Consider the following 12619-nt stretch of genomic DNA (forward strand, 5'->3'; position numbering starts at 1 on the left):
GCAGGCGACGTGGCCGGCGTCAGGGCCGAGCTCACGACCTGTGAGCGGGGTCGGACGTGTGGGTGGCCTGCTCACCCGGGCCGAGGAGCTGTCGGAGCTCGGCCAGCACCACCTCCAGCTCGCGCGCGAATGCCTCCATCGGGCGGGCGGCGGAGGCCGGCGTGCTGAGGTGGAGGCGGAGCTGGTCGGCGAGCAGCGTGTAGGCCAGGCCGATGCACTGGGTGCTGGTGGAGCCGAAACCGAAGTGGCGGACCCTGGTCGAGGGCATCGAGCTGGTCGAGAGGTAGTCGTTGCGCATGATCTCCCATCCCGGTGTCGAGTACAGCTCGATCGGTTCGGTCGCGTGCAGCTCGACGCCGCTGGTCTCCTGGAGCATCTGCAGGGCCCACAGATGTTGTTCGGGTGCGCGGCCTGACTGGCACTGGCGAGCGCGCCGGCTGTGGGCCTCCGCGGCTGCGAAGAAGGCGGTCCGGCGGGTGTCGTCGGGCATCTCGGGGTCGTCCATCGCCGCGACGAATGCGACGACCTCCGGCGTGACCACGCGCATCGCCTCGGTGCGGCCGTGGTGGAACATGCGGGTGGCGATCGACTCGTAGGTGGCGCCGACGTGGCCCTTGGCTCGTGCATGGGCGAGCTGGAACGCCAGCTGTACGAAGGCGTCGGGGGAGCAGCCCACCGCCTTGGCGTGGTCGGCGCCGAAGCTCTCGATGACCACCGGCAGGGTGGCGGTCTCGGCGAGGTACAGGTCGAACGCGGTACCGGCGGAGGCGACGGCGTCCCGGAGGTCGGAGTCGAGCGTGAACCTCAACGCCGACACCACTGGTGTCCCCTGGCTCCGCGCCTGCGGCTCGGCCGGCGGCTCGCAGAGCGCGTCGATGAAGGTCAGGATGGTCGTTCCGTCGAGCTCGCAGTGCTCGATGTTGAGCCCGGCGGTGCCATCGGCGAGCACGATGAACGAGAGGGCCTTGTCGAACCAGCGGTTGCCGCTGTCGCCACCGAGCAGCGCCCTGCAGATGCCGGTGTCGTCGGTGGGGGTGTCCTGGTCGAGGCACACCACGAACAGGGCGCGTTCGATCTCGTCGAGGGCGGTCTTGTTCGACGGGTCCAGGCTGGTCAGGGCCGTGCGGGTTCTCGCCCAGTCCGGCCGGGCCATGGTCGTGAGCGATCCGATGCCGTTCTGCACGGGCGTCGCGGCATCGGCCGCGGCGAGCACGAAGCGCATTCCCTCGGCGACCTCGTCGACCGTGTGCGGGACGCCGCCCGGGCCGACGACATCCATCCGATACATCCGGCGCCGGCAGAGCACGATCACGTGCCGTGCGTCGCTGGGGCCCGGCCAGTCCGGAGTGAACGGGCCGCGGACCGAGTCGAGCGGGACGCCGGGGATGCGGGTGGTCGAGAACAGCCTCTTGGATTGGATCATGGACTGCGGAATCCGGCGGGTCACGACCGGTGGGAACGTCTCGGCGTCGAGCTGGGCCTTGTGCTCGAGGGCGGCGACGGTGAGTTCGGCGGCGCGGGTGGCCTGGTCGGCGGTGGACGGGTGGAACTGGAAGAAGAAGTTCGCGTTGACCGCGATTCGGTCGCGTCGGCCCAGGTAGCGGTGGGCCCAGAAGAAGTCCAGCCAGCTGTGGACTCCCTCGGCGGACTCGTAGCGCTCGAGGGCGGCCTGCAGTGTGCGGGCGGCGCTGTTCGGCGCGAGCAGCTCGCCTGTGGCGGCCTCGGTGGCGCGCTGCTGGCCGCGATCGAGCAACGGCGCGCACCACTCGAGAAACCGCTGCGCCGACTGCTCGAGTGTCGGAAGCGGTACCCGGGGCAGGGAGTCCTCGTTGCCGTAGGTCCGTTCGGGTAGCCCGGTTTGGGTCATGGGAGTTTCCTGTCGTGGTGGACGGTCGCGGCCGGCATGTCTCGGGGGTCAGATGAGGAGGTCGTCGACCTGCGGCTGGGCGGCGCGATGCTCGGAGAGGACCCGGCCGAAGAGCTGGCGTGTCCGTTCCTCGGTGCCGACGACGCCGGGCCGCGTGGAGAAGGAGAAGATCGCGGTGTGGCGGGCGCGCGTCCCGCCGACCGGAGTGACGCGGTGCAGCGAGTAGCGGCCCCGGAACAGCTGCAGGTCGCCGGGCGTGAGCGCGAGGCCGTGGACCAGCTCGGTGCGGCGCCCAGCCAGGACGTCAGCGACGTCGCCGGTGTTCTCCCGGTCGGTCGCGCGGATGTCGGGGCAGTACTCGAACCGTCCGCCCGTCGAGGGAGCGCGGGTGAGCAGACTGATCGCGATCTCGTTGGTGTCGAAGTGCCAGGGATGCGACCGGCCCGGGGGGATGACATTGAGGCACAACCCGGCCAGCGGGTCGGCGAGCTCGTAGAGGGCGGGCAGACCTGCGCAGGCGGCGAGGAAGGCGTGCACCCGCGGGTCGCGGTAGAGCCGGTGGATCGTCAGGTCTTCGGGTATGCGGTCGCGGGCGACGAAGGCGTTGCCGCGGTCCATGACGACACGGGCCGGGTGCTCGCGGGCGAGGTCGGGGTCGAGGTCGTCGACGTCGGTGTTGTAGACGTTGACGCGGGCGGTCTCGTAGTGCGCGTCGGGCGCGATCCGGTCGCCTTCGGCGCGCAGCCGGTCGAGGTGTTCCGGTCTGATGAAGCCGGCGAGGACCGCGCAGCCGGTCCGGTCGAGGGCGGAGCGGACCGCGGCCGCGGAGGTGCGCCAGTCGGGGGTGTCGGTGCGGTGGATCGGGTAGCGGTCGGTGTCGACCACGGTGGTGACGTCGCATGGATCCTGTGCGTGGGCAGGGTGTGGCCGGTGGTCGCCGGGTTCGGTGATCCGGGGTGACGCCATGTCGGTGGCCTTTCCTGGGCAGGACGCGCCGTGTTCCGGGCGCAGGGGGTCGCCCCCGGGGACAGCTCGGTGCGACGAGGTGCCGGGGTGAGTGGGGTGTGGCGTTGTCCGTCGTGGCGACGCGCCTGCCCCGCGGTCAGGTGTAGCTGTGGAACCCGCGGCCGGACTTGTTGCCGGGCAAGCCGGCTTCGACCATGCGCGCCAGCAGCGGGGGCGGGGCGGTGCCCGCGCCCATCAGGCCGCAACCGACGACGCCGATCTTGTTCATTGCTCTCCTCGTTCGGGGGGTGTCGGCCGGTCCCGGCGATCGCGCTGCATCGCCGCGGCCTGCAGGGCGGCCGCGAACTCCGCGACCTCCCACGGTTTGGCCAGGCCGCGTCCGGACAGTTCCTGGATGCGCCGCATCCGGTAGCGGACGGTGTTGGCGTGACAGAACAGCGCCGCCCCGGCTCGCTCGGCCGACCCGTCGGCGTCGAACCAGGCGCGGGCGGTCGCGAGCAGAAGGTCCCGTTCCTCTGTGGGCTGGTCCATGACGGCGCCGAGGACCTCGCGGACCAGGCGCAGGCTCTCGCCGTGGTGCTGGGCGATCAGGCCGGCCAGCGGGCTGCCGCTGAACGTGGTCACCAGTGCGCCGTCGATGGGGTGCGCGGCCGCGGCGACTCCTGCCAGGTGCAGGGCCCGCGGGGTCTCGCGCAGCGAGCGGAACCGAGGGCTGACACCGGTGCGGGTGCGGGCGACCTGACGGAGCTCGTCGAGGACGTCGTCGGTGTCCACCGAGCCGAGTGCGATGACGCCCATCTGCCGGGCCGGGGCCAGGCGCCAGACCGAGACGATGCCGCGGCGCGCGAGGCGGGTCTCGATGCCCGGGAGACCTTCCTCGCCCGGGACCTTGCACTCCGAGGAGACGACCACCAGATCGCTGTCGGAGGGGAATCCCAGCAGGGTCGAGATCTCCCAGGGCAGGGACTGGGGCGCCGTTTCCCCGGTGAACAGGGCCTCGGCGAGCGCTGATCGGCGGCGGTGCTGCGCGGCGAGCAGGTCGGCGGTCGTCTCCCGGTGGGCCTCGGTGAGGGCGACTGCGAAGTCGTCGGTGAGCCGCCAGATCGTGGTGGCAGCGGTCAGGACGGTGTCGATGGTGTCCGGGTCCGGCGATGCGCGGATCTCGTCGGCGAGCCGGTCCCACAGTCCGGCGAAGCACAGCCGGAAGGCGCGGATGACCTCGGGCAGCGGCGCGCCCTGTTGGGCGCGGCGGCGGGCGGTCTCGCGTGGGGCGCCCAGCTCGTGCGACGTTCGCGGGGACCGCAGCGCGGCGATCATCTGGACGAGGTTGTCGCGCACCGATCGCCGCAGGTCCTCGACGGGCACCAGGCCGTCGCGCTGGTAGATGTTGATCTGGTCGAGGATCTGCCGCACGACCGACTCGACCATCTGCTCCAGGTCGCGTTCGGTGTTGTCCAGCACCTCGGAGAGAACCTGTCGGCGCGTCGGTTCCGGAGTCCTCGCGGGCAGGTCCCCGTTTCCCCCGCTGTCGTTGCGGCCGGCCGCGGCGCCGTCAGGATCGGGTGTACTCATCACACGAAAGCGCTGATGCCGGTGATGGCCCGCCCGACGATCAGTGACTGGACGGAGTCGGTACCTTCGTAGGTGTAGACGGCTTCGATGTCGGCGTGGTGGCGGGCGACGTGGTGGTCGAGCAGGATCCCGTTGCCGCCGAGGATGTCGCGGGCGACCCCGCACACCCGCCGGGCCCCGGACGCGGTGGCCAGCTTGGTGATCGCCGCGTGCTCGACCGCCGCCCTGCCCTGTTGCTGGAGCTGTGACATCCGCACACACATCGCCTGCATGCCGGTGATGTCGGCCAGCATGTGCGCGAGCTTGTCCTGGATCAGCTGGAACCCGGCGATGCGCCGGCCGAACTGCTCGCGATGCAGGGCGTAGGTCGTGGCCGCCTCGTAGGCCGCGACCGCGTGTCCGAGGGCCTCCCAGGCCACGGTCTGGCGGGACTTGGCGAGCACGCGGCTGGTGTCGGCCCAGTTCCGTGACCCGGCCAGCCGGTGATCCGCAGGTATGCGCACCTCGTCGAGCTCGATCTGGGCCTGCCAGACCGCCCGGTTCGCGGCCTTGCCGGTGATCCGGCGGGCGGCGTATCCGGGTTCCGGGTCCCCGGCCCCGTTGGCGTGCTCGATGACGAACGCGCCGACGTCGCCGTCGTCGTCACGGGCCCACACGACCACGATGTCGGCGACGGTGCCGTTGCCGATCCATCGCTTGCGCCCGGTCAGCGTCCAGGAACCGTCGAACTCGCGGTGCGCCCGGGTCTCGAGTTTGACGATGTCCGAGCCGTGGTTGGGCTCTGTGAGCGCGAACGCGCCGATGGACTCCACGGCGGCCATCGACGGCAGCCACCGTTCGCGTTGCTCGTCTGAGCCGAGCAACGCGACGGTGGTCATCGCCAGGCCCGAGTGCACCGCGTTGAAGGTCGCGATGCTGCCGTCGCCACGGGCCAGCTCGGCGGAGATCATGCCCTCGGCGAGCGGGGACAGGCCCGGGCAACCGGGTCCGATCAGCGCGCCGCCGGCGACCCCGAGCTTGCTGTAGCCCTCGATCAGCGGAACCGGGAGTTCAGCGCGTTCCCAGTAGTCGTTGGCGACCGGAGCGACGGTGTGATCGCAGAACTCACGTACCCGATGGAGCAGGTCCCGTTCCCGGGTGTCCAGCAGGTCCTCGACCCAGAAGAAGTCGGTGCCGCGCGATCGCGCGAGTGCGGCGGGCGGAACTGCTGATGCGGAGCCGTCGACCCGGTCGGGAAACGGGTTCTCGGGCAGGCGCTGTGCGGAGTGGTTGCTCGTCTCGGTCACCAGTCGGTACTCCTTCGTATGACTGTGGCGGTCCGGTCCATGGCCGGGTGAACTCCAGCGCCGTCGGTGACGACACCAGGGTGGACAGCCGGTGACCAGACCCCGCACGCGGTTTTGGCGGCTGCGACAACGATGTTTGTGGAGTGCGCCGAATCCTCGTCTCCGGCCTTCTGGCGAGTCGCCTGTGACCCGACACTCCCCGCCATGGAAACGTGGATCACGGAATTGACACCGCTGTCGTTCCTGCACCGGTCGGCCACCGTCCTTCCGGACAAGCCGGCGGTCGTGCACGGCACGAGCAGCTGGACCTTCCACGAGCTCTTCGATGCGGTGGAGCGCCGGGCGCGCGCGCTGCGCGCCGCCGGGGTCCGGCCCGGTGACCGGGTCGCCTACCTGATGCCCAACGTCCCGGAGATGCTCGCGGCGCACTTCGCCGTGCCGCTCGTCGAGGCGGTTCTGGTCGCGGTGAACACCCGGCTGGCCACCGACGAGGTGCGCTGGATCCTCGAGCACTGCAGCGCGACGGTGCTCGTCGTCGACGCCGAGTACGCCCCGACCGTCGCACCGCTGGCCGGTCTGCTCCCCCACCTGCGGACCGTGGTCGTCGCGACCGACCCCCACGGCCCGGAACCGACGGTGGACGTTCCCGATTCGGTCTGGCTGGACGACTTCCTGGCCGGCGCCGACGGCGACACCGCGCCGCTGCAGTGGGCGATCGCCGACGAGCGAGCGACGATCGCGATCAACTACACGTCCGGGACCACGGGCCGCCCGAAGGGCGTCATGTACACTCACCGCGGGGCCTACCTCAACTCGTTGGGACAGATCCAGACCTCCGCGCACGACGCCGACAGCGTCTACCTCTGGACCCTGCCGATGTTCCACTGCAACGGCTGGTGCACGGCCTGGGCCCTGGTCGCGGCCGGCGGCACCCAGGTCTGCCTGCGCGAGGTCCGCGGCGGCCCGATCTGGCAGCTGATCGACCGACATGGGGTCACCCACCTCAACGGGGCACCCACGGTCGTCACCACGATCATGAACGCTGAGCAGGCCCATCAGCTGGACCGCTCGCTGGTGGTCACCACCGCGGGCGCGCCGCCCAGCCCGACGACGATCCTGCAGATGGAGACGATGGGCTTCACGATCGTCCACGTCTACGGCCTCACCGAGACCTACGGGCCCTACTCGGTGTGCCAGTGGAAGGACGAGTGGCAGGACCTCACGCCCGAGGAGCGGGCCCGGATGCAGTCCCGCCAGGGCGTCGCGATGGTGGTCGCCGACCGCGTCCGGATCGTGGAGACCAACCGGTCCGATGACGAGCTCGTCGACGTCCCCGCCGACGGGACGACCATGGGCGAGATCGTCATGCGAGGCAACACCGTGATGAAGGGCTACTACGACGACCCGGACTCCACCGCCGCCGCGTTCACCGGCGGCTGGTTCCACTCCGGGGACCTGGGCGTGCAGCACCCGGACGGCTACGTCGAGCTCCGTGACCGGGCCAAGGACGTGATCGTCTCCGGTGGGGAGAACATCTCCACCGTCGAGGTCGAGCAGGCCGTGCTCTCCCACCCCGCGGTCCTCGAGGCCGCGGTGATCGGAGTGCCCGACGAGAAGTGGGGCGAACGACCCAAGGCGTTCGTCGTCCTGCGCCCCGAGCAGCAGGCCGGGGCGGACGACATCCTCGCGCACGTCCGGGGCCGCATCGCCCGATACAAGTCCCCCCGCGAGGTCGAGCTGCTCGCCGAGCTGCCCAAGACGTCCACGGGGAAGATCCAGAAGTTCGAGCTCCGCGAGAAGGAGTGGGCCTCGGAGGGCAGCCGCATCCGCGGCTAGACCGGGACGGTCATCGTGGACTTCCACCCCGACGGCGACGACGCCGTCAGTCGATCGGTCGGTCGCCGGCTGCCCGAGCTGCAGTCGGCGACCGGGCTGGCGTGCGTGTTCGGTGGTGCGACGCGGCCCAGTACCGACGACCTCGACCAGGTGGTCATCGACCAGCTGGTCGGGATGTCGACGCCGGCGATGAACGGGCTGACCGTGGTCGCGGGGCGCGGGCTGGGCGGGCAGGCGATGCTGCGCCGCAAGCCGTGCGTCGTACGCGACTACACCGGTAGCCGGTCGATCACCCACGACTACGACGATGCGGTCGTCGTCCAGGAGAAGCTGCGGTCGGTCCTGGCCGTCCCGGTCCTGGTGCGCGGCCGGGTCCGCGCGGTCCTGTACGGCGCGATCCGCGACGGCATCGCCATCGGCGACACCGCGGTGCGTGCCGCAGGGACGGTTGCCGAGCGACTCGCCGGCGATCTGGGCGTGCTGCTGCGCACCCCCTCCGGCCCCGCCGCCGGGGGCGACTACACCGATCTCGCCGCGCTGGACGACCTGTCCCGGATCGCGCGCCTGGTCCCCGACCAGGTGCTGCGCCGGCGGCTCGAACGCATCCACCGCAAGCTCAGCGGCGCCCGGCACACACCCGGCGGGGCCCGGTTGCTCACCCAGCGCGAGATGGACGTACTGCGGGTGATCGCCACCGGGACCAGCAACGTGACCGCCGGTGACCAGCTCGGGCTCAGCGCGGAGTCGGTCAAGACCTACCTGCGCAACGCGATGCGCAAGCTGGGCGTGAACAACCGGACCGCGGCCGTCTACGAGGCCCGCAGCCGCGGTCTGCTCTAGGTACCGGGTGCCCCGGTCCGTCCGGCGGGCCGGGGAGGCCGAGCGCGGCCCGCCTCCCCGGCCTCGCTCAGGCCGGCGTGACGTCGTGCTCACCCACCAGCCGGTCACTGTCGTGCTCGAGTGCCTTGTTCCTGGTCTCGCTGAGCGCCCACGCGCAGGCCAGCGACAACGCCGCGCAGGCGGCCATCATGACGCCGATCGCGATGCCGCCGAACGACGCGGCCAGCCCCGGGGCCAGCAACGGGGTGACCCCACCGCCGAGCACCCCGGCCAGGTTGTAGCCCAGACCGGCGCCGGTGTAGCGGTGCCGGGCCGCGAACAGCTCCGGCAGGTACGAGCCCGCCGGGCCGTAGGCCACCGCGAAGATCACCATCGTGACGGTCAGCCCGACCGCGAACGCCGCAGCGGTTCCGATGTCGAGCACCGGGAACAGCACCAGCGCCCACGGGATCCCGAGTCCACACGACCACATGATCACTCGACGGCGCCCGAATCGTTCCGAGAGCACACCGGCGATGACGATCGCGGTGCCGAACACCACCGCAGCGCCGATCCCGATCAACAGCACCGTCGTGCGCGGAAGTCCCGCGCCGGCCTTGCTCGTGCCGTACGTGGTCAGGTAGGCGGTGCCCATGTAGAAGAACGCGAACAGCATGGTCAGAGCTCCACCGGAGAGCAGCACCTCGCGGGGCTGCTCGCGCAGCACGTCCAGGAACGGCAGCTTCTGCTTGGTGGGCGCCTCCTGCCGGGCGCGGGCCGCCTGCGCCTGCGCCGCCCGGAACGCCGGCGTCTCCTGAATGTTCAGACGCACGTAGAGCCCGACCGCGATCAGCACGATCGAGAGCAGGAACGGGATCCGCCACCCGTACTCGAGGAACGCCTGGTCGGTGTCCCCCATGATCAAGCCGGTGGCCAGGAAGGTCGCGCTGGACAGCGCGAACGCGATCGCCGTGCCGAGCTGCGGGAACACGCCGTAGAGCCCGCGCTTGCCCTTCGGGGCGTACTCGGCGGTCAGCAACGTGGCACCGGCCCACTCCCCGCCGACCGCGAAGCCCTGCACGAACCGCAGCACGACCAGCAGGATCGGGGCTGCCGCGCCGATCGTCGCCGCCCCCGGCAGCAGCCCGATGAGCACCGTCGCGATGCCCATCATCAGCAGCGTCGAGATCAGCGTCTGCTTGCGGCCGATGCGGTCGCCGTAGTGGCCGAAGATGACTGCGCCGGCCGGTCGGGCGATGAACGCCACGGCGAATGTCGCGAACGATGCGACCGTTCCCGCGGTCGGACCCAATGCCGGGAAGAACACTGTCGGAAAGACCAGGGCTGCGGCGGTGCCGTAGATGAAGAAGTCGTAGAACTCGATCGTCGTCCCGGCGCAGCTGGCGATCGCGACCCGCCGCAGCGGAACGGGCGGTGAGGCCCCCCGATCAACCTGATCAACCATGTCGTACTCCCTGTTCAGAGGGCTTGCGGCCCAGGTGAAACGGAGCAGAAGTATCCCGGTGGTCACGACTTGTCCGGCACACCCGAAATGGGATGTTCTGCGTAGCGGGATCGGCGCCGGAAACGACAGCGGCGCGCACGACCGAATGGATCGTGCGCGCCGCTGGTCGTGCCGGGCGGAAAGGAGACGGCGGTCCGTCCGGCACTGCTCCCCATGACTCCTCCGTGGTGCGGAGGAGCCCCGGCGGGCAGGACGCTGTCGCGCCCGCCCGCTCGGATCAGGTCACCGGGATCTGAGACCCCCGGACGCAGCCGGACCGCGGCGGCTCGCCCGCGAGACGCTTGGCCATCCAGTCGATGGCCGCCGGGGTGCCGGTGATGTTGCCGGACAGGTGTTCCTGGGCCGGGAGCTGGGTGAACTCCACGTCGGCGCCCTGCTGGCACCAGCCGCTGAACAGCGCCGGCCCGAAGTTCGCCGGGACGATCGTGTCCGCGCTGCCGTGGTAGATGTAAGCCGGGGCGCCCGGCTTCTTCGTACCCAGCAGCGACTCCTTGAGCGCGTCGCGGAACTGCGGCTGCTGGAGCACGTCCGGGTCGGTGACGTCGGCGGTGGTGATGGTGCCGAACCCGGCGATGTCCTCGACCGTGCAGGAGGCGTTGAGCCGCTCGTAGACCTTCTTGCCGGTGTCGGTCAGGTAGTCGCGGATGTCCAGGCCGAACGCGTCCGAGGTGCCCTGCATGCCGGCCAGGCCGAAGCCGGCCCCGGCGGTCGGGTTCCCGTTCAGGTGCTCGATCTGGGCGACCATGTCCTGCACCGGCGCGTCGATGATCGCGCCCTTCAGGTTGATCTCGGGCGCGTAGTCGGGCTGGAGCTCCTGGACCCAGCCGGCCGCCTGGCCGCCCTGGGAGTAGCCGGACACCCCGACCGGCGAGGCGTCGGTGATCGCGTCGTCCGGGTTGAGCCGCTGTGCCGCCCTCACGGCGTCGAGGCCGTTCTGGCCCTCGGAGCGACCGACCAGGTACTCCTGCGGCAGCGGAGTTCCGCCGCCGACGTAGTCGGTCACCACCACGTTGATCCCGCGAAGCAGGTACTGGGTGTAGGTGGCGCTCTCGTAGTCGGCCGCCCGCGGGTCCAGGGTGGCCAGGTTGAACTGCTTGGACGGGGCGCACTGCTTGCCGAGTCCGCGGGTTCCCGGCGTGACGACGACCAGCGGGGCGTCCTTCTTCGGCGCGGTGGACGAGGTCAGCAGGGTGCCGGTGACCGGGACCGCGTCGCCCTTCTGGTTCTTCGACACGTACATGAACTGCTGCGTGGTGGCCTCGGGGAACGCCGGCGCCACGATGGAACGCGACCTGATGATGTCGCCCACGTCGCCCTCGGTCCGGGCCGGCGGCTGATAGAAGTCGTCGTCGCTCAGCGGGGGGAGTCCAGGAACCTGAGCCAGTGCCTGGTCCAGGGGCCCGGTCGGCGGCGGGGTCGGCTCGGTGGCCATCGCGACCGACGCGCCGCCGATGATCGCGATCGTGGTCAGGCCGGCGATCACCGCGGCGAGCCGCTTGGAACGTCGGGGCGTTCCGCCCAGTCTTCTACTCAAGATCTCACCCTCCGTGGGCTCCCGCTTCGGCACACGAGGCGGGGCACGATGTCACCTGGGCCGAAGGAGCGATCGAGGTCCGCCGTGATGGGGAGCGCGGACCGGCTCCGACACCGAGCCCGGGGATAGGCAGGCCCATCGACCGGGCTCCGAGTCGTGACGTTCGCTCTTCGCCAGGGAACACGCTCCGTCGCGCGTTCACTGGGCAGAACGGGGCAGGCGCGGAGTGGTTATGGCGACCATCCCCTTACGGGGGAGGCAACTTCCGGCCGAGACGGCCGTGAACCGCATCTCCCTCCTGTCGCAACTCGTTGACGAACCATCCCGGCCCCCGGACCAGCATCTCAAGGGCTGATCGACATGGCGAGGAGCAGACATGGTCATCGACGACCAGCAGCGACCCACCGTTGACTCGTTGGTCGGGCGTCGGCTCGACACGATCCATGACCGCACGGGAATCCCGATCGTGTTCGGGGGCGCCACCCACGTCACCCCGGCCGGAACCCAGCAGGTCGTCATCGACCAGCTCGTGGGCACGGTGACCGACGCGATGCACGGCCTGACGGTCGTCCGTGGACGGGGCCTCGGTGGTACCGCGATCGCCCGTTCCAAGCCGTGCATGGTGCGCGACTACGCATCGAGCACCTCGATCTCCCACGACTACGACCGCAGCGTGGTCGGTCAGGAGCGACTCACCTCGATCGTGGCCGTACCGCTCCGACTCGGGAAGATCGTCCGCGGAGTGATCTACGGGGCGGTGCGCACCGAGGAGCCCATCGGTGACCGCGCCGTCCGCGGCCTGGTCTCCTTCGTCGCCGACCTCGAACGCGAGCTCCCGGCGCTGCTGGTGCCGGGACAGCGGCCGGGGGATGCGGAACTCGTCGACGAACGGACCGCCCTCGACGAGCTGGCGGCCATCGTCCGAGCGACCCGAGACCCGTACCTGCGCAGTCGGCTCGACCGCATCCACCGCTACCTGGACAGGTCAGGAAGGCCGACAGGTTCGAGCGCGATCTCCCTGACCCCGCGCGAGATCGACGTCCTGCGACTCGTCGCGACCGGAGCCACGAACGCCGAGGCGGGTCGGCGGCTCGGATTGAGCCCCGAGTCGGTGAAGACCTACGTTCGCAACGCGATGCGCAAGCTCGAGGTGCGGACGCGAACTGCCGCCGTCCATGTCGCCCGGGAGTCCGGACTCCTCTAGCGCCTCGTCC

10 protein-coding genes are annotated in these 12619 nt (G+C 70.7%); 3 read left to right on the forward strand and 7 right to left on the reverse strand.

The window, feature by feature from the left end:
* Positions 1-31 precede the first annotated feature (31 nt).
* The 5 genes from WHI96_RS18285 to WHI96_RS18305 form a co-directional block, all read right to left on the reverse strand.
* Positions 32-1867 (reverse strand): choline/carnitine O-acyltransferase, encoded by a 1836-nt coding sequence (locus WHI96_RS18285; RefSeq protein ID WP_345644060.1) that lies wholly within the window; start codon positions 1865-1867, stop codon positions 32-34.
* 48 nt (positions 1868-1915) lie between these two features.
* The gene (locus tag WHI96_RS18290; RefSeq protein ID WP_345644057.1) at positions 1916-2752 is read right to left on the reverse strand and encodes a HalD/BesD family halogenase; all 837 of its coding nucleotides are present in this window, start codon (positions 2750-2752) and stop codon (positions 1916-1918) included.
* Positions 2753-2969: 217 nt separating this feature from the next.
* Positions 2970-3101, reverse strand: a complete 132-nt coding sequence (locus tag WHI96_RS18295; RefSeq protein WP_345644609.1) for a hypothetical protein — start codon at positions 3099-3101, stop codon at positions 2970-2972.
* Positions 3098-4294: a PucR family transcriptional regulator gene (locus WHI96_RS18300; protein WP_345644054.1), complete on the reverse strand. Its 1197-nt coding sequence runs from the start codon at positions 4292-4294 to the stop codon at positions 3098-3100. The genes WHI96_RS18295 and WHI96_RS18300 overlap by 4 nt, the downstream gene beginning before the upstream one ends.
* Before the next feature lie 110 nt (positions 4295-4404).
* Positions 4405-5691, reverse strand: coding sequence for an acyl-CoA dehydrogenase family protein (locus tag WHI96_RS18305; RefSeq protein ID WP_345644051.1), 1287 nt, complete (start codon positions 5689-5691; stop codon positions 4405-4407).
* A gap of 204 nt (positions 5692-5895) precedes the next feature.
* Between WHI96_RS18305 and WHI96_RS18310 the strand changes: the two genes are divergently transcribed.
* Positions 5896-7527 carry a long-chain-fatty-acid--CoA ligase gene (locus WHI96_RS18310; protein ID WP_345644048.1) on the forward strand — a complete coding sequence of 544 codons (1632 nt, stop codon included), beginning with the start codon at positions 5896-5898 and terminating at the stop codon, positions 7525-7527.
* Between the two features lie 15 nt (positions 7528-7542).
* Positions 7543-8367: a helix-turn-helix transcriptional regulator gene (locus tag WHI96_RS18315; protein WP_345644046.1), complete on the forward strand. Its 825-nt coding sequence runs from the start codon at positions 7543-7545 to the stop codon at positions 8365-8367.
* Positions 8368-8434: 67 nt separating this feature from the next.
* Here the strand turns inward: WHI96_RS18315 and WHI96_RS18320 are convergent, their stop codons facing one another.
* Both WHI96_RS18320 and WHI96_RS18325 read right to left on the reverse strand, forming a co-directional pair.
* Complete coding sequence (locus WHI96_RS18320; RefSeq protein WP_345644043.1) at positions 8435-9811, reverse strand: MFS transporter; 1377 nt, start codon at positions 9809-9811, stop codon at positions 8435-8437.
* Between the two features lie 277 nt (positions 9812-10088).
* Complete coding sequence (locus tag WHI96_RS18325) at positions 10089-11405, reverse strand: lipase family protein (RefSeq protein ID WP_345644040.1); 1317 nt, start codon at positions 11403-11405, stop codon at positions 10089-10091.
* A gap of 376 nt (positions 11406-11781) precedes the next feature.
* Between WHI96_RS18325 and WHI96_RS18330 the strand changes: the two genes are divergently transcribed.
* Positions 11782-12609 carry a helix-turn-helix transcriptional regulator gene (locus WHI96_RS18330; protein ID WP_345644037.1) on the forward strand — a complete coding sequence of 276 codons (828 nt, stop codon included), beginning with the start codon at positions 11782-11784 and terminating at the stop codon, positions 12607-12609.
* The last annotated feature ends 10 nt before the right edge of the window (positions 12610-12619 follow it).

It is taken from the genome of Pseudonocardia tropica, assembly GCF_040105315.1.
Classification (GTDB): domain Bacteria; phylum Actinomycetota; class Actinomycetes; order Mycobacteriales; family Pseudonocardiaceae; genus Pseudonocardia; species Pseudonocardia alni.

Excerpts from the sequence above, each read along its gene's own strand:
- WHI96_RS18295 (WP_345644609.1), bottom strand. The coding sequence starts at position 3,101 with ATGAACAAGATCGGCGTCGTCGGTTGCGGCCTGATGGGCGCGGGCACC.
- WHI96_RS18320 (WP_345644043.1), bottom strand. The coding sequence starts at position 9,811 with ATGGTTGATCAGGTTGATCGGGGGGCCTCACCGCCCGTTCCGCTGCGG.
- WHI96_RS18330 (WP_345644037.1), top strand. The coding sequence starts at position 11,782 with ATGGTCATCGACGACCAGCAGCGACCCACCGTTGACTCGTTGGTCGGG.
- WHI96_RS18310 (WP_345644048.1), top strand. The coding sequence starts at position 5,896 with ATGGAAACGTGGATCACGGAATTGACACCGCTGTCGTTCCTGCACCGG.
- WHI96_RS18285 (WP_345644060.1), bottom strand. The coding sequence starts at position 1,867 with ATGACCCAAACCGGGCTACCCGAACGGACCTACGGCAACGAGGACTCC.